Source organism: Streptomyces uncialis, assembly GCF_001905345.1.
Taxonomy (GTDB): Bacteria; Actinomycetota; Actinomycetes; order Streptomycetales; family Streptomycetaceae; genus Streptomyces; species Streptomyces uncialis.
On record NZ_LFBV01000001.1, the window covers coordinates 240,015 to 259,287 of the forward strand.

A 19,273-nucleotide genomic window follows, 5' to 3' on the forward strand; every position below is an offset into this window, starting at 1 on the left:
CGCGATGCAGTGGAACAGCGGTTACACCGAGGGCGTCTACTCCTTCGCGAACACGATCCACACGCATGAGGGCGGTACCCACGAAGAGGGCTTCCGCGCCGCGCTGACCGCGCTGATCAACCGCTACGCGCGCGACAAGAAGCTGCTGCGCGAGAAGGACGACAACCTCACGGGCGACGACATCCGCGAGGGTCTGACGGCGATCATCTCGGTCAAGCTCGGTGAGCCGCAGTTCGAGGGCCAGACCAAGACCAAGCTGGGCAACACCGAGGCGAAGACCTTCGTCCAGAAGGTCGTCAACCAGCACCTCGCCGACTGGCTGGACCGCAACCCCAACGAGGCCGCGGACATCATCCGCAAGTCGATCCAGGCGGCCTACGCGCGCGTGGCGGCCCGCAAGGCGCGCGACCTGACCCGTCGCAAGGGCCTGCTGGAGACGGCGTCCCTGCCGGGCAAGCTGTCGGACTGCCAGTCGAACGACCCCACCAAGTGCGAGATCTTCATCGTCGAGGGCGACTCCGCCGGCGGCTCCGCCAAGTCCGGCCGTGACCCGATGTACCAGGCCATCCTGCCGATCCGCGGCAAGATCCTGAACGTCGAGAAGGCCCGGATCGACAAGATCCTCCAGAACACCGAGATCCAGGCGCTGATCAGTGCCTTCGGTACCGGGGTCCACGAGGACTTCGACATCGCGAAGCTGCGCTATCACAAGATCATCCTGATGGCGGACGCCGACGTCGACGGCCAGCACATCAACACCCTGCTGCTGACGTTCCTCTTCCGCTTCATGCGCCCCCTGGTCGAGGCCGGTCACGTCTACCTGTCGCGCCCTCCCCTGTACAAGATCAAGTGGGGCCGGGACGACTTCGAGTACGCCTACGCCGACCGTGAGCGCGACGCGCTGATCGAGCTGGGCCGCCAGAACGGCAAGCGCATCCGGGAGGACTCCATCCAGCGCTTCAAGGGCCTCGGCGAGATGAACGCCGAGGAGCTGCGCATCACCACCATGGACGTCGAGCACCGCGTGCTCGGCCAGGTCACCCTGGACGACGCCGCACAGGCCGACGACCTCTTCTCCGTCCTCATGGGTGAGGACGTCGAGGCCCGCCGCCAGTTCATCCAGCGCAACGCCAAGGACGTCCGCTTCCTCGACATCTGAGTCGGTCTCAGCCTGACCGCGCAGAAAGGACCCGCACCAGCATGACCGACCAGAACCCCACAGGCACGACCGAGGACCAGGGCCCCGTCATGCGGATCGAGCCCGTCGGGCTCGAAACCGAGATGCAGCGCTCGTACCTCGACTACGCGATGTCCGTCATCGTGTCCCGCGCCCTGCCCGACGTACGCGACGGCCTCAAGCCCGTCCACCGCCGGGTGCTGTACGCGATGTACGACGGCGGCTACCGGCCCGAGAAGGGCTTCTACAAGTGTGCCCGCGTCGTCGGCGACGTCATGGGCAACTACCACCCGCACGGCGACTCCTCGATCTACGACGCGCTGGTCCGTCTGGCGCAGCACTGGTCGATGCGGATGCCGCTGGTGGACTCCAACGGCAACTTCGGCTCCCCGGGCAACGACCCGGCCGCCGCCATGCGCTACACCGAGTGCAAGATGGCGCCGCTGTCCATGGAGATGGTCCGGGACATCGACGAGGACACCGTCGACTTCACGGACAACTACGACGGCCGCTCCCAGGAGCCGACCGTCCTGCCGGCCCGCTTCCCGAACCTGCTGATCAACGGCGCCGCCGGGATCGCGGTCGGCATGGCCACCAACATCCCGCCGCACAACCTCCGCGAGGTCGCCGCCGGTGCCCAGTGGTACCTGGACCACCCGGACGCCGGCCATGAGGAGCTCCTCGACGCGCTGATGGAGCGCATCAAGGGCCCCGACTTCCCGACCGGCGCCCTCGTCGTCGGCCGCAAGGGCATCGAGGAGGCGTACCGCACCGGTCGCGGCTCCATCACCATGCGCGCGGTCGTCGAGGTCGAGGAGATCCAGAACCGCCAGTGCCTGGTGGTCACGGAGCTTCCGTACCAGGTCAACCCGGACAACCTCGCGCAGAAGATCGCCGACCTCGTCAAGGACGGCAGGGTCGGCGGGATCGCCGACGTCCGCGACGAGACCAGCTCCCGCACCGGGCAGCGCCTGGTCATCGTCCTCAAGCGGGACGCGGTCGCCAAGGTCGTCCTCAACAACCTCTACAAGCACACCGAGCTCCAGACCAACTTCGGCGCCAACATGCTGGCCCTGGTCGACGGGGTGCCGCGCACCCTGTCCCTCGACGCGTTCATCCGCCACTGGGTGGCCCACCAGGTCGAGGTCATCGTCCGCCGGACGAAGTTCCGGCTGCGCAAGGCCGAGGAGCGCGCGCACATCCTGCGCGGTCTGCTGAAGGCCCTGGACGCCATCGACGAGGTCATCGCCCTCATCCGGCGCAGCGACACCGTCGACATCGCGCGCACCGGCCTGATGGACCTGCTCCAGATCGACGAGATCCAGTCGAACGCCATCCTGGAGATGCAGCTCCGCCGCCTCGCCGCACTGGAGCGCCAGAAGATCATCCAGGAGCACGACGAGCTCCAGGCGAAGATCACCGAGTACAACGCGATCCTCGCCTCGCCCGTCCGCCAGCGCGGCATCATCAGCGAGGAGCTGGCCGCGATCGTCGAGAAGTTCGCCGACGACCGCCGCTCCCAGCTCGTGCCCTTCGACGGTGACATGTCCATCGAGGACCTGATCGCCGAGGAGGACATCGTCGTCACGATCTCGCGCGGCGGCTACGTCAAGCGGACCAAGACGGACGACTACCGCTCGCAGAAGCGCGGCGGCAAGGGCGTACGCGGCACGAAGCTCAAGGAAGACGACATCGTCGACCACTTCTTCGTGTCCACCACCCACCACTGGCTGCTGTTCTTCACCAACAAGGGCCGCGTCTACCGCGCCAAGGCGTACGAGCTCCCCGACGCCGGACGCGACGCGCGCGGGCAGCACGTCGCCAACCTGCTGGCCTTCCAGCCGGACGAGGCGATCGCCGAGATCCTCGCCGTCCGCGACTACGAGGCCGCGCCCTACCTGGTCCTCGCGACCAAGGGCGGCCTGGTCAAGAAGACCTCGCTCAAGGACTACGACTCGCCCCGCTCCGGCGGTGTCATCGCGATCAACCTCCGGGAGACCGAGGACGGTTCCGACGACGAGCTGATCGGCGCGGAACTGGTGTCCGCCGAGGACGACCTCCTGCTGATCAGCCGTAAGGCGCAGTCGATCCGCTTCACCGCCACGGACGACGCGCTGCGCCCGATGGGCCGCGCCACCTCCGGTGTGAAGGGGATGAGTTTCCGCGAGGGGGACCAGCTCCTCTCGATGAATGTCGTCAGGCCCGGTACGTTCGTCTTCACCGCAACCGACGGCGGGTACGCCAAGCGCACCCCGGTCGACGAGTACCGCGTCCAGGGCCGCGGCGGCCTCGGTATCAAGGCCGCCAAGATCGTGGAGGACCGCGGTTCGCTGGTCGGCGCGCTGGTGGTGGAGGAGACGGACGAGATCCTCGCCATCACGCTCGGCGGCGGTGTGATTCGCACGCGAGTCAACGAGGTCAGGGAGACGGGCCGTGACACCATGGGCGTCCAACTGATCAACCTGGGCAAGCGCGATGCCGTGGTCGGTATCGCACGCAACGCCGAGGCCGGTCGGGAGGCCGAGGAGGTCGACGGTGGGACCGCCGCCGACACCGACGCCGATCCGGCCACCGGGACGGCCACCGCCCCGGACCAGGGCACGGACGAGGGCGCGCGGCCCCCGGCCGAGTAGCGCGAGGAGAGACACGTGAGCGGAGCCACGGGCGCCGGATCTTCCGGTGCCGCGGGTCGGCAGGGCCAGGCCGGAACCGAGGACCGGTCCGGCCCGGCCGCCCCCGCGGAGGCACGCGCCGCCGGCCAGGACGGCGCCCGCGGTTCCGCTTCGGTCTCACCCGCCTCCGATGAATCCCACGTATCCCAGGGGGGAACTGTGACGGACACCAGAGGTCCGCGGACCCAGAGCTACGACGGGTACGCGGGCCAGGCCCCGGAGGGCCGTGCCGGCGCCCCCTCAGGGGCCCAGGAGGGCGCTCTGCCGGGCGAACGGCCCCAGCAGCCCGGTGGTCAGCCCTACCACCCGCCGCAGGCGTACCAGACGGCCCCCTCGGGCGCCGTCCGCCGGCCGCGGACCGGGGCACGGACCACGCCCCGTACCCGCAAGGCGCGGCTGCGGGTCGCCAAGGCCGACCCGTGGTCGGTGATGAAGGTCAGTTTCCTGCTCTCCATCGCCCTCGGGATCTGCACGATCATCGCGGCCGCCGTGCTGTGGATGGTCATGGACGCGATGGGCGTCTTCTCGACGGTCGGCGGCACGATCTCGGAGGCCACCGGCTCCAACGAGTCGAACGGCTTCGACCTCCAGTCGTTCCTGTCGCTGCCCCGCGTCCTGATGTTCACCAGCATCATCGCGGTCATCGACGTGGTCCTCGCGACCGCGCTGGCCACCCTCGGCGCCTTCATCTACAACCTGTCGGCGGGATTCGTGGGCGGCGTGGAGCTGACCCTGGCGGAGGACGAGTAGCCGCCTCCGGCATTCACGGACATGTCCCTGACCAGGGGATCGGGCCGCCCCGACGGGGCCCGGCAACCGATTTTGGGACTGAGCGCGTCGTGCGCTAATCTTCAGAGGTCAGCGCGCAGCGCGGCGGGGCTATAGCTCAGTTGGTTAGAGCGCATCCCTGATAAGGATGAGGCCACAGGTTCAAATCCTGTTAGCCCCACAGCAGCCCGATGGCTGGTCAGACGCCCGGCAGGTCCACTGGACCTGCCGGGCGTCTGCGTTTGTGTGTGGCCTGCGTGGCGTGTGGGTGCGTCGGGGGTGCGTCTGCGGGTTCGCGGGGGCGCGAGGGTGCTGGTCCCTGGGGTGCTGGGTCGCCGGGGGGTCGGGTCGCCTGGCTGCCGGGTTGGTGTCCGCCGGTGGCTCTGCTGGTTCCGCTGGTTCTGTGCCCTGTGCCCTTTGCGGTCCCTTGCCCTGTGGTCGATGCCCGGGCATGCGGAAACGCGCGTCCCTGTGGGTGGGGACACGTGGGGTGGGATCGGCTGTGGGGGCAGTGGCTCGTCGCCTGGGGCGAGGGCGCTGCTGCCGTGGGGCATGCGTGGGTCACCTAACGCGGGTGGGTACGCGGTCGGGCGCCTTCTAGACGGTTGCCTTCAGGCGTTCGCCTTCAGCGGTGTCGGGCTGGTTGGGCTGGTTGCGCTGATCGGGCTCTCGGGCAGGCGGACGTACGTGGGCGGCGGCTTGTCGTCTTCGTGCCGTTCCCTCGTGCTGCTCGTGTTGCGCGGCGTCGTGGTGCTGCGTCTGTTGTGTCGTCGTGTCGTACGTGGTGTACGTGTCCTGCTGTTCCTGTGGGGCCGTTACTGCTGGCCGCTGGTGCTGTCCGTTGCCTGTGGTTCGTTGCTCGGTGCCCGTTGCTGTGGGGCTGCTGTCGCCTGTCGGCGGGGTCGCTGAGCTGGTACCAGGGTGTTCGCTGCCTTCTGTGGCTGTTTCCCGTTGACCGCTGAGTGGTGCGTCACGGGTGGCGCTTCAGGTGATGCGGTGCTGCGCGGTGCGGGGTGCGTCACGGGTGGGCCGGTCGGCTGTCGTGGGCCGGCGGATGTGTCGTACGGGGTGGACACCTCGTAGGGGGGTGGCGCCGTTCGTCCGGCCCCGGGGACTGTCTGGGGCCCGGGTGTTCGGCGGTTGGGGCTGGAGTCGTTGGGCTGTGCTGTTGTGTGCCGGCTGTGTCGTGTCCCGCGTCTGCCGTGTGTGCCGTCTGCCAGGTGTGCCGCCTGTCGCGTGCGCCGGGGTGCCGGGGTCGGCTTGGCTCCGTATGCGCTTCGGCGGGGTGTGGCGGTGCGCTGTGCCGGGCGTACGACGGTTGAGCCGTGCTCTGGGCGCGGGTGATGCGCGCGCCGCTGTTCAGCGGGGTGCCGGGACATGCGCGTGCTGCGCGGTGTCATGACCGTTCTCGTGCGAAACGGGGTGCTGTGCGCTTCCGGCGCGCGAAGCGGGCTGGTGCGAGGCAGGCCCGTGCGGGTTGGGCCGGTGCGAGGTGGGCCGGTGTGAGGCGGGCCGGTGTGAGGCGGGACGGTGGGTCGCGGGGCCGTGCGAGGCGGCGGGCCGGTGCGACGTGGGCCGGTGGGTCGCGGGGGATTGCGACTTGGGGCCGTGCGACTTGGAGCCGTGCTGCTCAGGGCCGTGCTGCTTGGAGCCGTGCTGCTTGGGGCCGTGGTCCGAGACGGCTCGCTGGTGGGCGGTCGCCGTTTCGCCGGACGGGGTCCCCTGGGCCGTGGGCGGGGTGTGTGGTGCGGGGGCCGGTGCCGGAACCGCCGTGCTGCCGCCGTCGGGATCGAGCGCGGCGTTCACGACCTCGGCCAGTGCCGCGTCGAAGTCGTACGGGGCGGCGCAGGAGCGGCAACTCGGTGAGGAGCCGTGTGCCTCCGCACGGATGCGTTGCTTCATCGTGGGCGGCAAGGAGCGGTCGTACCGGGCCGGTGCCGTGGCCGCCGGCTTGCTCGCCTCCCTGGCCGCCGGAGCGCTGTTGCGGGCCTCACCGGTCTGCTGTACCGGGGCGGCGACGGCCGGGGAGGAGAGCCCCAGTGTGGCGAGTACCGCGACGATCGCGGAGATGAGCGCTGTCCACAGCGCCATGACCTTGTCCCTGGACATGATTCCCTCACTTTCGGGTTGGGCGATTTGCGTACTTTCCTCATCATGTGTATGGAGGCCCGTGAGGGAAGGACCGACGTGGATGACGCGTTGATCTTCAGATGAACACCACTCGGATGGGGGCATCCGTCCCGAAAAATGGGCTGGAGCGGCGAAAGTCACCATGTGGGAAGAGGGGGCGGAGTGCCTTCGCGCGCTCCGCGTCGTTGCTTGAGGGGTGCCCGGGGCGGCAGTTGGCGCCCTCCGGGCAGGTCACCGATCGATATCGGTCGGTGTGTATAGTCGGGCGCCAGAGGTCCCCTACGTCAAGGAAAGACGAGGTCGCGCGGTGAAGAAGCTTCTCCTGGTCGCACTGGCCGCTATCGGCGGGCTCCTCGTGTACCGCCAGATCCAGGCGGATCGCGCCGAGCAGGACCTGTGGACGGAGGCGACCGACTCCGTGCCCACGGGTTCGTGATCAACAACACCCATCACTTCGAAGACCCCGGCAGCCCCGAGCGGCCGGGGTCTTTGTGTGTCCGGAGCGCGTCGGGAACGGGTCCGGGGTGGTCGGGGAACGCGTCCGGGGTCGTCCGGACATGTGTCCGGGGCTTCGTCCTTCCTCTCCCCTCTCTTTCTTTCTCCGCTCGCTCCTCCTTCTCGCTCTTTCCCGTTCCCTCTGCTTCGCGTGCGCGAAGGGAGCCTTTGTGATAGCGAATTCCTGGGCGGGATGCCGACGGTTCGCGGACTCGCCACGGTCCTGCACGGGTGCGGCGGACAGACCGGTGGCGGGCGCGGCAGGATGGCCGGGGGCACCCGGGTGTCGGCCGGGCGGGTGACGACGAGGGCGGACCGGAGAGGGGTGGGCGCGGGATGGCGCGGCTGACGGGGCGGCGATACGGCGGATTCCGGGCGGTGCTGTGCGCGGGGGCCGCGCTGTGTGCGGTCTTGGCGGCTGCGGGGCCTGGGACGGCTGCGGGGGCGGAGGCGGGTGCGGGTGCGGGTTCCGTGCGGGGTGCGGCGCCTGCGGTCGGTACGGTCCCTGCGGTCGGTACGGTGCCGGGCGTCGGTACCGCGTCGGAAGCCGGTTCGGTCCCCGCGATCGGTGCGCCGGGGCCGTACGCCTTCGACGAGGGCGCCCGTCAGGTCACCGGTGCCGGGAGCAGTACCGACGCCGAGCGGCTCACCCCGGGGCGCACGTACCGCAGCGCCTTGGCCCGTCCTGGGAAGCTGTACTACCGGCTGGAGCTCGGTGCTCAGGAGAGTGTCTACGTGTCGGCCACGGCCGTACCGGGACTCGGGGCGAAGGTGTCCTTCCGGGACGGTCTCGCCGTCTCCGTCGAGGACGGCAACGGCATCAACTGCTCCTCCGAGCGCACCCGTTTCGGCAGCTCCGAGAGTCCCCGGCCGATCAGTACCTGGGCGACCCGCCGGATCGGTCCGGGCACCTACAGCTGCAAGACCGCCGGAACGTACTACGTCGTGGTCGAGCGCGAGAGCGAGCCCACGTCCACGCGGGACCCGTGGGAACTGGAGCTGCGCGTCTCGTCCGAGCCCCGGGTACGGACGCTCGGGCCGACCGCCGCGCCGGAGACCTGGAACTCCGCCTCCCCCGTGCCCATGACCGGGGATCAGCGGACGCGCGCGGGAGGCACCAGCTTCAACAGCGCGCCCGGCCTGGAACCGGGCGTCTGGCAGGACGGGATACGGGCCGGTCAGACCCGGTACTACTGGGTCCCCGTCGACTGGGGGCAGCAGCTCTCCGCCCGCGCGGAACTGGGCACCGCCCCGGGCGACGGGTTCGTGCCGTCCGCGCTGGTCCTCACGCTCTTCAATCCGGCGCGCGGCCCCGTCGACCAGACGCAGAGCACCTATGACGGCAAGCAGAAGGTCGCCGCCTTCGACCCGCTGCCCCCGGTGCGCTACGAGAACCGCTATCACGTGTCCGACGACGTCAAGGGGATGCGGTTCAGCGGTCGGTACTACCTCGCGGTGCACCTCAGCGAGGAGGTCGCGGAGACCTTCGGCGAGGAGCCCATCGGGCTGACCCTGCGGGTCCGGGTCGACGGGAACCCGTCCGGCGCGGCGGCACCCGCCTACGACGGTGAGTTCGTGCCCGCCGAGGAGTTCGGGGTCACGGCCCATGACAAGGAACAGGCGCGGCAGGGCGAGACCGACGCAGCTGGCGACGGGACGACGGAGGCACGGGACCCCGCGACGATGCGGGCACTGGCCGTCGGTTCCTTCGGGTTGGGGACCGCGTTGGTGCTGTTCCTGGTGGGGTGGACGGTGCTTGCCCGGCGGCGGGCCGCTTCCGGGCGGCTGCCCCCGGTCCTGGGTGTGGACGGGAGCGGGGGCGGGGGTGGGTCCGGAGGTGGGTCCGGAGGTGGGTCCGAGGCCGGCGGCGGCGGGTCCAGGGGTGGGGCTGGTGACGATGTCGCGGTCGGCGCGGTGTCTCGGGGTCGGCGGAGGAGAAACCCGCGTCGTTGACGAGGGTTTGCGTGCCGGGGGCCGGGGGCCGGGTGTCGGTGCGGGTGCGGGTGCGGGTGCCGGTGCCAGTGCAGGCACTGGCGTGGGCAGGGCCGTCCGCCGGTCAGGTTCGGGTCATCGGGTCCGGGGCATCAGGCGTTGCCGTCAGGTCTGGGTCAGGGCCCAGATGCCCACGGCGAAGCAGAGCAGGGCCAGGACGAGTACCGGGACCGTGACCTTCGGGGGCGGTCCCGGTCGGCGTTCGAGGGCCGTTCGCGGTCGGTGTTCATGGGCCGGGGCGGAAACATCCGGCACCGGATCGGGAACCCGGGGGGCTCGGGCGGTGTACGGAAGAGTAGGGGCCTGATCCTCCCGCCTGGCGGCGGTGTCCGCCTGGGCGAAGTCGTCGGGATCGGCGAAGGCGGCGAAGTCGGCTGGGTGCGGGGGGTGATGGGCGTGCTGGGAGTACGGGGCGTGCTGGGCGTACGCAGGGTCGGTTCGGGCTGCCCGGGAAGCGGGGGAGCCGGGATGCCGCGGTGCCGTTGGTTGGGCGTGACCGCTCGCGGGTGGCGCGGAGGGCAGGTGCCCGGTCGTGGAGTACGGCGGAGCGGAGGAGGGCGAGAGGGCCGAGGGGGCGTGCGGGGGCGGAGCGGAGTGCGGTCCGCCGGGGAACTGCTGGTGCGACGGCCCCGTCGCCTGTGGCTGTGGCTGTGGCTGTGGCTGTGGCTGTGGCTCGGGGTACGGGGGCGAGTGCGGGTGGGGGTGGGGGTGGAGGTGCGGGTCGGGGTTCCGGCCGGGGGAGACGTGGGGTGGGCCGCTGCTGGTGTCTGGTTCCGTGCCGAGCCCCGTGTTCGCCTCTGCGCCGCTGCTCGCGGTGAGGCCGTGGCCCGTCGGATGGGGCCGCCACTGCTCGACGGGATCGGCGGGATCGGCGGAGTGGGCGGAGCTGGTGGAGGGCGGCTGGGCCGTCGGTGGCGGCGGCGGGAGATAGAAGCTGCCCGTTTCCGACATGGCGGGCCGACCGGGGGCGTGGGCCCCGCTGGGGTCGGGCGGGGTGACGCCCGGTGGCGTCGGATCGTAGGCGGGAGGTACGGGTACGGGAGGTACGGGAGCCGCCGGTGGTGGTCCGGGCGGGACGGGGGGATCGGCCTGCACCCCATGGGACGAGCCCGGTTGCGGGTGCGTGTCGCTCCGGGGGTGCGCGGCGAGCCGGGAGGAGGAACCGCCCTCGGACGGGCCGTTGCCGTGGAGGTCGGCGGGGTACGGAGTGAAGCCGCCCGCAGCGGGAGCGGGGGAGATCCGCCCGTGCGGAGGCAGAAGTGGAGGGGCGGGTGTGCCGGTCGGTTCGTGCGGCGCGGGTCCCGGGACTCGGCCGTGAGGTACGGACCCGGGGGTGTGAGCCGGGTCGTGGGACACGGACCCAGGTCCGGGGGGCGGGGCATGAGGCATGGGCCCGAGTCCGGGAGCCGGGTCATGGGGTACGGGTCCGGGGGCCGGGACGGGGGAGCCGTCCGGTGCCGGGGCGTGGAACGGGGAGGACGAAGCCGGGTCGGGGGCAGCCGTGGGGGACGGCTGCGGAGTGGGGGTGGGGGTGTGCGAGGAGTGGGCGTCCCGTGGGCCGTGGGCGGCATGGGGGGCGCCTGCCCGGTGACGGCCCGCGCGGGCGGGGGCGTCCGGACCGTTCGGACCGAAGCCTGGGGGCAGCGGGCCGATCTGGTCGAAGACCTCCACCAGCTCGTCGTCCGGTCCGGGCTCCGGAAGCATCTCGGCGGCGGACAGCAGGGCCTTGCGGGCGCCGGTGGCCGTACGGAACCGCGCCTCAGGGTCCGGCTGGAGCAGCCCCGCGATGACCTGCCACAGCGGCTCGTCGATGTCCTGCGGAGCGGAGGGGGTGCCGTGCGCGGCGAAGTGCTCGATCAGTGCCTTGGCATCGGGCTTCGCGCCTTGGAGGAGATAGAGGGCGACCAGGCCCACCGCGAAGAGGTCCGCGGTGAAGTCGGGCTCGGCGCCCATCATCTGCTCGGGCGCGAAGTAGCCGGGGGTCCCGACGACGTAGTTGGTCTCGGTCAGCCGGGGCTCTCCCTTGCGCATCGAGATGCCGAAGTCGGACAGCCTCAGCCGGGGCCGGCCGATGCCGGTCGCCTCCAGCAGGATGTTGGCGGGCTTGATGTCACGGTGCACGACGTCCTCGGCGTGCACGGCGGCGAGCCCGGAGAGCAGCTGGTCGAGCAGGGTGCAGACGAACTCGGGGGGCAGCGGCCCGTAGTCCCCGATGAGATGGGCCAGCGAGCCGCCGGCGACGAGGTCCATGGTGAAGAGGACCTTGTCGTCGTCGGCGGCCCAGCTGGCGGGAGCGAGGACATGAGGATGATCGATACGGAGCGCCTGCTCGCGGACGAAGCGCAGCAAGGTGTGCGCGTCGCTCTGCTGGAGGACCTTGGCGGCCACATACCGGTGGCGCCGGTGGTCCCAGGCGCGCCAGACGGCGCCGACGCCCCCGCGTCCGATCGGGTCGGCCAGTTCGTACCGGCCGGCGAAGATCTCGCCCATCGTCGTACGTCGCTCCCCGTGGGTGTTCGGTCGGCTGGGCCGTGGCTCAGCTCTGGTGTGCCTGATAGTGGGCGACCGCGTCGGCGGTGCGCCCGGCTCCGTACACGCGGAGGAACTCTGCCAGTTCGGGGTGGGTGGGGGCGAGGGAGTCCGCGGCGTCGATGATGTCCCCGGCGGCGGCGACCGAGCGCAGCAGCGACTGGATCTCGCGGACGACCCGCTTGACCGTGGGGGCTCCTGAACTGCTCGTCGTCTGGGTCGTGTTGCTGAGGACGGAACCGCCCTGCGACTTCTTGATCTCGTCCATGCGCTCGGTGGCCTCGGCGGCGCTGACGCTGCCGTCGGCGACCTGGGCGGCGAGATCCTGGAGCAGCTGGACCCGCTGGACGACGGCGGGGTTGCCGATCTTGGCGCGCTGGCCGCTCATCAGCTGGGACAGCATCGGGGCGGAGAGTCCGAGGACCCCCGCGAGCCGGGCCTGGTTCAGCCCGAGGTCCTCGATGAGCCTACGGAAGAGCGCCCCCAGCGGCTCCCCGTACCAGTTCCGCTGAAGCTCCCTGGCTCTTGCAGTAGCTTCCTGCTGTGCGGCGTCCATTGCGTCTCCCCATCGCTTCCCCAAGAACCGCGGTTCGCTGTAGCGAAGCGCGTGCGAGCATCCTACGGAGAGTGGTCGCGCACGGGGACCCCAATCCTTTTGCGGGATTCGGGGGGTGACCCGGTACTCTGGTTCCCGACGCAGACCCGCGCCACCTGCGGGTCCGCACCCCTTCCGGGGCCTTAGCTCAGTTGGTAGAGCGCTGTCTTTGCATGGCAGATGTCAGGGGTTCGACTCCCCTAGGCTCCACTTCTTCACAAGACCCCTCCGAACTGCGGGAACGCGGTTCGGAGGGGTCTTTGCGTGGGCGTGGTCGTGGGCGGTGACGATCCGCTCGACGGGCACTCCTCGATCAGCAGGCCGGGCGCGGTACGGCGATGGGGCCGCAGACGTAGCGGGCGACGGCGGTCCGGTGATCGTGCGGAGCCTCGGTCGACTTGCGGGGGCCGGACTCCTCCAGCATGCATGCCGACGGCCCCTCCGGGGTGGATCTTCCGGGAGAGGCGGTCGGCGGCGGTGTGGAAGCCGTAGCGGCGGACGGTCAGGTCGGTGATCCTCACGATTCCGCCCGGCAGGCGGCAGGCGGCCGGCGGCGTGCGGCGCGGGCCGGCTCGGCGAGGACCGGGCGGTCCGTGCGGCGGCGGTGGGGGGCGCGGTGCCGCAGCGGTCCGGTGAGGCGCGTCCGGGTCCCACGTGGTCGGGTCCGGGCTGGGCACCTGGATACCTGCCAGATGTTCGGACGGCCGATCTTCATACCTGTCCGTGGACGCGCCTCGGCGGACGCGGGGGCGAGCCGCGTCCGCCGGGGGCGGGTGCCGGGGAACGGGGACGGTCCGGCACCGGGTGTGGGGACTACTGCGCGGGCATCAGGACGCTGTCGACGATGTGGACCGTCGCGTTGGAGGTCTGGACGTTGCCGCAGACGACGTTCGACGCGTCGTTGACCTTGTACGACTCCCCCGAACCCGCTGTCGTCAGCTTGCTCTTCGCGAGCGTCGCGTAGGAGCCGCTCTCCAGCTTCTGCGGCGCCAGGCGCTCGCCGACCACGTGGTACGTGAGGACCTTGGTGAGCTGGGCCTTGTCGGCGAGGAGCTTGTCCAGGTCGGCCTTGGGGATCTTCGCGAAGGCGTCGTTCGTCGGGGCGAACACCGTGATGTTCTGCGCGGTGTTGAGGGTGTCGACCAGTCCGGCCTTCTTCACCGCCGTCACCAGCGTGGACAGCGCCGGGTTGTTGGAGGCCGCGGTGGCGACCGGGTCCTTGGCCATGCCGTTGAATGAACCGGCACCGTTCTCGGGGACCGACGCACAGGCCGTGCCGAACGGCTTGTCCGAGGTCATCCCCTCAGAGGCATCGTCGGCCGGGGTCTCCGGCGCCTCGGCGGGGGTGCTCGGCGACGACTTGGCGCTGTCCGCCTTGTCGCCGTCACCGCTGTCCGAACAGGCGGTCAGCGTCACCGGGAGAACAGCGGCGGCGACCACGGCGAGGGCGGCACGGCGGAAACGGAGGGTGCTGGCGTTCATTCTTGATGCTCCTCGGGGAAACGAGCGAAACGGGGGGAAATGGAGGAAACGAGGGAAAGAGGTCGCGGTACGGCCACGGGTACGTGCCACGGGTGCGGGCTACGCGTGCGGCCATGGGTGCGAGGGGGTACGGGGCGCGGGCACGGGTGCGCGGTCAGTCCACGGTGATCACCACCGAGTGGTGGCCGCTGGCACCGTCGGGCACGGTCTTCGCGCGCCGCGAGGTCTGGACCTGGCCCGTCCCGTCGGTGGCCCGGACGGTGAGGGAGTGGTTGCCGGGCACCGCCTGCCAGGACAGCGACCACTGACGCCAGGTGTCCCGGGTGTCCTCCGCCGCGAGCCGCGCGTCCTGCCACGGGCCGTCGTCGATCCGGACCTCGACCCGCTCGATGCCCCGGCGCTGGGCCCACGCCACCCCGGCGATCGTCACCGGGCCGGGCTCCAGCTGGGCCAGCGGCTTCGGGGTGTCGATCCGGGACGCCGTCTTGATCGGCGCCCGGCGCGCCCAGTCCCGCCGCACCCAGTACGGGTCGAAGTCCTCGAACGTGGTCAGCTCCAGTTCCTGGAGCCACTTGCACGCGGAGACATAACCGTACAGACCGGGTACGACCATCCGTACGGGGAAGCCGTGGTCGAACGTCAGCGGTTCGCCGTTCATACCGATGGCCAGCAGCGCGTCGCGTCCGTCCATGACGTCCTCGACCGGGCTGCCGAGGGTCATTCCGTCCACCGACCGCGCGACGAGCTGGTCCGCCGGACCGCCCTTCGAGGGCGGACGTACTCCGCATTCGGCCAGCAGATCGGCCAGCCGGACGCCGAGCCAGCGGATGTTGCCCGTGTAGGGGCCGCCGACCTCGTTGGACACGCAGGTCAGGGTGATGTGACGTTCGATCAGGTCCCGCCTCAGCAGATCGTCGAAGCTGAGGGTGACGGGCCGGGTGACGCCCTTGCCGTGGATGCGCAGACGCCACAGTCCGGCGTCGATCTTCGGCACCACCAGGGCGGTGTCGACCCGGTACAGGTCCTTGCCGGGGGTCAGGAACGGGCTGATCCCCTTCACCGCGAGACGGGCGGCCCGGGGGACGGGCGGAGCGTGCGAGACGGGCGCGGGGAGCACGATCCGGGCGCGCGAGGCGATGGCCCCGGCCCCTCGCGAGCCGTTGAGGGACCGGCCCAGGGCCCCGGCGGCGGTGGCGGCGACCGCGGACCCGGCGGCGAGGGTCAGGAACCTGCGGCGAGGGCTGCCACCGGGCCACCGGTTCAGCCGTCGGCTCAAGCGCTGGTTCAGCGGCTGGTTCAGCGGCTGGTTCAGCGGCTGGTTCGGCGGCTGATTCGGCCGCTGGGTCAGCCGCTGGTTCGGCCCCTGGTTCGGCCGCTGGTTCGGCCGCTGGTTCGGAAGTTGTTCGCCGTCGGGCCGCGTGTCTTCCTGGGCCTGAGCGTTTTCGTCGGTCCGCTCGGTCCGCTCGGGCTCGTCGGCCTGCTCGGCCCTGTCCGTCTGCTGGCCGACGTCCGTCTGTTGGCGTTCGGCGGGATTCCGGCCGCCTTCGGGTCGCGCGGTGCCCCGGGCCGTCGCCGCCGTCACGGGAAGGTGGACGGCGGTACGGGGAGCCGGGGTCCGTGCCGCGCACGCTTCCGCGTTCACCGGTTCCGCGCCCGCTTCCGCGTTCACCGGTTCCGTGCCGGCCTCCGCGTTCGTCGGTTCCTGGTTTGCCACGGCAGACCGTTCCGGCGCCCCGCGTACCGCGCCCGCCAGGACGTACAGGAGGCCCGCGCCGGCGACCGCCCCGACCAGCGACGGGAGCGCGTCCACGAAGCCTGTGGAGTCGGGCCGTTCGGTCGCGGCGAACGCGCCGACCACGCCGAACAGCGAGACGCCGGCCGCGCCCACCCGGCGGTGATGTGCCGCGAACACCCCGAGGGCCAGGGCGATCAGGACCAGGACGAGCAGGATGCCGAGCTGGAGGACGAGCTTGTCCTGGGTACCGAAGGTCCGGATGGCCCAGTCCTTCACCAGGGCGGGCGTCCGGTCGATGGCCGCGCCGCCGACCGCCACCACCGGACCGGACTCCGGGCGCACCGCCGCCGACACCAGCTCGGCCACCGCGAGCGACGCGTACCCGGCGAGCACCCCCGACAGGGCGCCCAGCGCGCGCCGCCGCCGACGGGCCTGCCGTCCTGGGACCTTCCGCTCTTCGCTCACGTGGGGAATCCGGTGCCGACAGGGGTTCCGGATGGGTCCCGGACGGAGGACTCACCCGAACGAGTGGAATCCGCTCCCAGCCCCATCCGATGGGGGGTTCGGCTCCGAATGACCTGTGTACAGCCCGTCGCCGAGCGGCCCGGTCCCGGGCGTACGAAGGCGGGGCGGAGGGTTACGACCCGCCGCCCCGCCCTTCACCTTCTGCCCGCAAGGCCATGGACACCCTGCCCACCGGGGGGTGTTCCGACCCTGCCCGCCGAGGGCGTCACGTACGTCCTTCATCCTCGTGCCCTGGCGGGCGTGCGAACCCGGCCCGCCAGGGGCGTGCGACCCGGCCCACCAAAGCCAGCCGTCACGTATCGCCAAGGGTGTTCGGAGCCTGCCCGGCCAAGGGGCCCGCACCGCCTCGCACCCTCAGCGCACGCGGGGCGTCACGCTCCGAACGACACGAGACCCACCGGATCGGATGTCGGACCGGGTGAGCCGCCCGCGGGCTCCACCGTGATCCCCACCCCGCTCGCCCCGCCCAGCGGGCCGTCCAGAAGAACGGCCTGGTCACCGCGCGCGGGTTCCATCAGCCCGGCGGAGCGCATCGTTCCGCCGTCGTCGTACCAGAGCTGGTAGACCTTGCCCGCCGGGGGACGCGGCATCCCGGCGCCGATGAACACGGCCTTGTCCCGGGCGCGGGAGGCGACGACGGTGCCGCGCGCGCCGTCCGGGAAAGCGGCGCTGCGGGTGCGGGCGTCCGGCGCGGTGAGCACGCCGGTCAGCCGCTCCAGCCTGCCGCTCTCCGATCTGGCCTGGTCACGGGCGCGTTCGGCCTCCTGGTGCTGCCATACGGTCGTCCCTCCCAGTCCCGCCGCGATGGCCAGGCACACGGCGAGCACCCACCGGGACCCGCCCCGCGCGGAGCGCTGGCCCGGGGACGAACCGTCCGCCCGGTCCCCGCCCCACCGGGCAGGGAGCCACCGGCCCGCGAAACCGCGCCCCGAGGAGCCACGCCCCGCGTAACCACGCCCGGGGAAGCCCTGGGCCTGGGAGCCGCCGACCGGGGACCCGCCGCCGGAAGCGTGTCCGGGGCGCGGGGCCTCCTGCCGGATGGTGGTGATCTCCCGCAGTACCCGACGCTTCAGCGCGGGCGGCGGGGTGACGGTGGCGGCGAGCCCCAGTCTGCCCGCCGTGGCGGCGAGTTCCCGGGTCTCCTCGGCGCAGGCCGGGCAGTGCGCGAGATGGTTCTCGAAGCCCGCCCGTTCGTCCTCGTCCAGCGCGTCCAGCGCGTACGCGCCCGAGAGCAGATGCACATCGGTCGGTGTCATGCGCTCACTCCCAGGCAGTCGCGCAGCCGGATCAGGCCGTCCCGCAGACGGGTCTTGACCGTGCCGAGCGGGGTCGTCAGCACGTCGGAGATCTCGCGGTGCGTCAGCCCGCGGTAATAGGCCAGCGTCACCGACTCGCGCTGGACCTCGGTGAGGGTCCGCAGACACCGCCGGACCTGCTCCCGTTCCAGCCGGGTCTGCACCTCCTCCTCCACCTGGTCGTACTCGGGCGTGTGGTCCAGCCGCGCGGCCTTGTCGTCGCGGGCGGCGGACGCCTCCACCGAGCGGACCCGGTCCACCGCCCGCCGGTGGGCGAGTGTCAGGACCCAGTTCATGACCTGGCCCCGGTCCCGCCGGTAGCGCGCGGCGGTCCGCCACACCTCGGTGAGGACCTCCTGGGCGACCTCCTCGGACTGCGCCGGGTCACGCAGCACGGCCCGCGCCACCCCCAGCACCGGACCGGCCGTGATGTCGTAGAGCCGCGCGAACGCCTCCTGGTCGCCACGGACGACCAGGCCGATCAGCTCTTCGAGATCCGGTCCCGGCGCCGGTTTCCTGCCGATGTGCACGGCTTCTCTCACGCGGTCGCTCCTCCCAGGGCAGACGGGGTGTTCCTGATGATTCGGAGCGGGGTCGGTCCTTGGATGGGGTCGCGGCCAAGTATCTCGGGCACCTGTTCACGGCCCGCGACCGGAACAGCGACCGGGACGGCAACAGCGACCGGAACAGCAACCCGCCCGGGTGACCGGAACAGCGGCCGGAACCCAACCTACGCATATGCCAGACGCACTCACCAAAGTGTCGTACCCATGACATACCCTGCGTCCAGCGGCGGGACCGCGCCCCGGGCCGGACACGGCCGCGGGCGTCGCGCGGACCGCTGGAGCAGGGGGTATGTCCCTGGCCGGAGGGTGTCCGGCCGTCTTTCTCCGTGGGGGTACGAATCACGTGCGTACGCGCACCCTTTCCACCGCGACCGCGCTCGCGGTGCTCATAGGCTCCGCCGCGCTCGGCGTGGTCGGGGCCGGTTCCGCCGTGGCGGACAGCAGCAGGATCATCCCGGTCTCGAACGTCGGTGACGTCGTGATCGACGGTGTCGGCAAGAAGATCTTCGTCAGCGATCCGTACAGCGGCAAGATCGTCGCGCTGGACTACACCGGACGGACCCTCGCCACCGTCGCCGGGCTGCCCGGGGTGCGCGGACTCGCGCTCTCGGCCGACTCCACCCAGCTCTACGCGGCGGTCCCGGGCGACAACTCGATCGTCTCGCTGGAGACCGCCGACGTCACCCGCACCGCGCGGTACGGGACCGGTGACGGCACCGCCCCGCAGTACATCGCCCTCGCCGGCGGAAAGCTGTGGTTCGGGTACGGCGGCCAGGGCAAGGGCGGCCTCGGCTCGCTCGAAACGACCGGCGACGAACCCACGGTCACGCTCGACGAGGACACCGGGAGCGGCTGGCGCGCCGCCCCGCGGCTGGAGGCGTCCCCCGCCGAACCGGGGAAGCTGGCCGCGGGCGCGACGGAGTACTACGGCTCCGCCCTCGCCCTGTACGACGTGTCCGGCCCGACCGCGAACCGCACCGCGTACGCGGGCGGCTCCGTGGTCTCCGGCGACACCCGGGACCTCACCTTCACCGCCGACGGCAAGAAGCTCATCACCGCCCACCCGGGCTACACCCACGACGTCTGGGACGCGTCCACCCTCGCGGACCTGCCCGACTACCGGACCGGTTCCTGGCACCCCAACGCGGTCGCGGTGGCCGCCGACGGCAGCTTCGCCGCGGGCCACTCCGACTCGTACGCCGCGGACGTGTTCGTCTACCGGCCCGGGGCCCCCACACCGGTGCGCTCGTACGACTTCCCCGAGACCGACTCGCGCGTCAGCGGCTCCGACATGCTCGCCGACCGTTCCCTC

At 71.5% G+C, this 19,273-nt stretch carries 11 protein-coding genes, 2 tRNA genes and 1 pseudogene; 7 read left to right on the forward strand and 7 right to left on the reverse strand.

What is annotated here, in order from left to right; translation table 11 throughout:
• The 4 genes from AB852_RS40385 to AB852_RS01070 form a co-directional block, all read left to right on the forward strand.
• A partial coding sequence (locus AB852_RS40385; protein WP_245876561.1) for a toprim domain-containing protein occupies positions 1-1,159 on the forward strand: 1,159 nt, incomplete at its 5' end.
• 41 nt (positions 1,160-1,200) lie between these two features.
• A complete protein-coding gene (gene gyrA, locus AB852_RS01060) occupies positions 1,201-3,810 on the forward strand; it encodes a DNA gyrase subunit A (protein WP_073782643.1) in 2,610 nt (869 codons plus the stop codon).
• A 15-nt stretch (positions 3,811-3,825) separates the two neighbouring features.
• Positions 3,826-4,599: a DUF3566 domain-containing protein gene (locus AB852_RS01065; RefSeq protein WP_073782645.1), complete on the forward strand. Its 774-nt coding sequence runs from the start codon at positions 3,826-3,828 to the stop codon at positions 4,597-4,599.
• Positions 4,600-4,724: 125 nt separating this feature from the next.
• Positions 4,725-4,798 (forward strand) — tRNA-Ile (locus AB852_RS01070).
• 1,178 nt (positions 4,799-5,976) lie between these two features.
• On the opposite strand, the gene AB852_RS39475 is transcribed toward AB852_RS01070, so the two are convergent.
• Positions 5,977-6,726 carry a DUF6344 domain-containing protein gene (locus AB852_RS39475; protein ID WP_073782647.1) on the reverse strand — a complete coding sequence of 250 codons (750 nt, stop codon included), beginning with the start codon at positions 6,724-6,726 and terminating at the stop codon, positions 5,977-5,979.
• 328 nt (positions 6,727-7,054) lie between these two features.
• Between AB852_RS39475 and AB852_RS40180 the strand changes: the two genes are divergently transcribed.
• Positions 7,055-7,183, forward strand: a complete 129-nt coding sequence (locus AB852_RS40180; protein WP_003999697.1) for a DLW-39 family protein — start codon at positions 7,055-7,057, stop codon at positions 7,181-7,183.
• A 578-nt stretch (positions 7,184-7,761) separates the two neighbouring features.
• Positions 7,762-9,195 carry a hypothetical protein gene (locus tag AB852_RS41255; RefSeq protein ID WP_143201159.1) on the forward strand — a complete coding sequence of 478 codons (1,434 nt, stop codon included), beginning with the start codon at positions 7,762-7,764 and terminating at the stop codon, positions 9,193-9,195.
• A gap of 1,653 nt (positions 9,196-10,848) precedes the next feature.
• On the opposite strand, the pseudogene AB852_RS41585 reads toward AB852_RS41255, so the two are convergent.
• Together AB852_RS41585 and AB852_RS01095 are read right to left on the reverse strand one after the other, a co-directional pair.
• Positions 10,849-11,724: pseudogene (locus AB852_RS41585) on the reverse strand (serine/threonine-protein kinase); the annotation flags it as partial.
• A 46-nt stretch (positions 11,725-11,770) separates the two neighbouring features.
• Positions 11,771-12,319 (reverse strand): helix-turn-helix domain-containing protein, encoded by a 549-nt coding sequence (locus AB852_RS01095; RefSeq protein WP_073782653.1) that lies wholly within the window; start codon positions 12,317-12,319, stop codon positions 11,771-11,773.
• A gap of 176 nt (positions 12,320-12,495) precedes the next feature.
• Between AB852_RS01095 and AB852_RS01100 the strand changes: the two genes are divergently transcribed.
• Positions 12,496-12,568, forward strand: a tRNA-Ala gene (locus AB852_RS01100).
• Between the two features lie 603 nt (positions 12,569-13,171).
• Here AB852_RS01100 and AB852_RS01105 read toward each other — a convergent pair.
• From AB852_RS01105 to AB852_RS01120, 4 genes are all read right to left on the reverse strand, one after another.
• On the reverse strand, positions 13,172-13,840 hold the full coding sequence (locus tag AB852_RS01105; protein ID WP_073782655.1) for a fasciclin domain-containing protein: 669 nt from the start codon (positions 13,838-13,840) through the stop codon (positions 13,172-13,174).
• Between the two features lie 154 nt (positions 13,841-13,994).
• Positions 13,995-16,040, reverse strand: a complete 2,046-nt coding sequence (locus AB852_RS01110) for a molybdopterin-dependent oxidoreductase (protein WP_245876564.1) — start codon at positions 16,038-16,040, stop codon at positions 13,995-13,997.
• A gap of 431 nt (positions 16,041-16,471) precedes the next feature.
• Complete coding sequence (locus AB852_RS01115) at positions 16,472-17,356, reverse strand: anti-sigma factor (protein WP_073782657.1); 885 nt, start codon at positions 17,354-17,356, stop codon at positions 16,472-16,474.
• Positions 17,353-17,937 (reverse strand): sigma-70 family RNA polymerase sigma factor, encoded by a 585-nt coding sequence (locus AB852_RS01120; RefSeq protein WP_073782659.1) that lies wholly within the window; start codon positions 17,935-17,937, stop codon positions 17,353-17,355. Before AB852_RS01120 ends, AB852_RS01115 begins: the two co-directional genes overlap by 4 nt.
• Between the last annotated feature and the right edge of the window lie 1,336 nt (positions 17,938-19,273).

What these genes read in the sequence shown, in the direction of transcription:
- AB852_RS01105 (WP_073782655.1), bottom strand. Translation starts at nt 13,840, where the DNA reads ATGAACGCCAGCACCCTCCGTTTCCGCCGTGCCGCCCTCGCCGTGGTC.
- AB852_RS01095 (WP_073782653.1), bottom strand. Translation starts at nt 12,319, where the DNA reads ATGGACGCCGCACAGCAGGAAGCTACTGCAAGAGCCAGGGAGCTTCAG.
- AB852_RS39475 (WP_073782647.1), bottom strand. Translation starts at nt 6,726, where the DNA reads ATGTCCAGGGACAAGGTCATGGCGCTGTGGACAGCGCTCATCTCCGCG.
- AB852_RS01115 (WP_073782657.1), bottom strand. Translation starts at nt 17,356, where the DNA reads ATGACACCGACCGATGTGCATCTGCTCTCGGGCGCGTACGCGCTGGAC.
- gyrA (WP_073782643.1), top strand. Translation starts at nt 1,201, where the DNA reads ATGACCGACCAGAACCCCACAGGCACGACCGAGGACCAGGGCCCCGTC.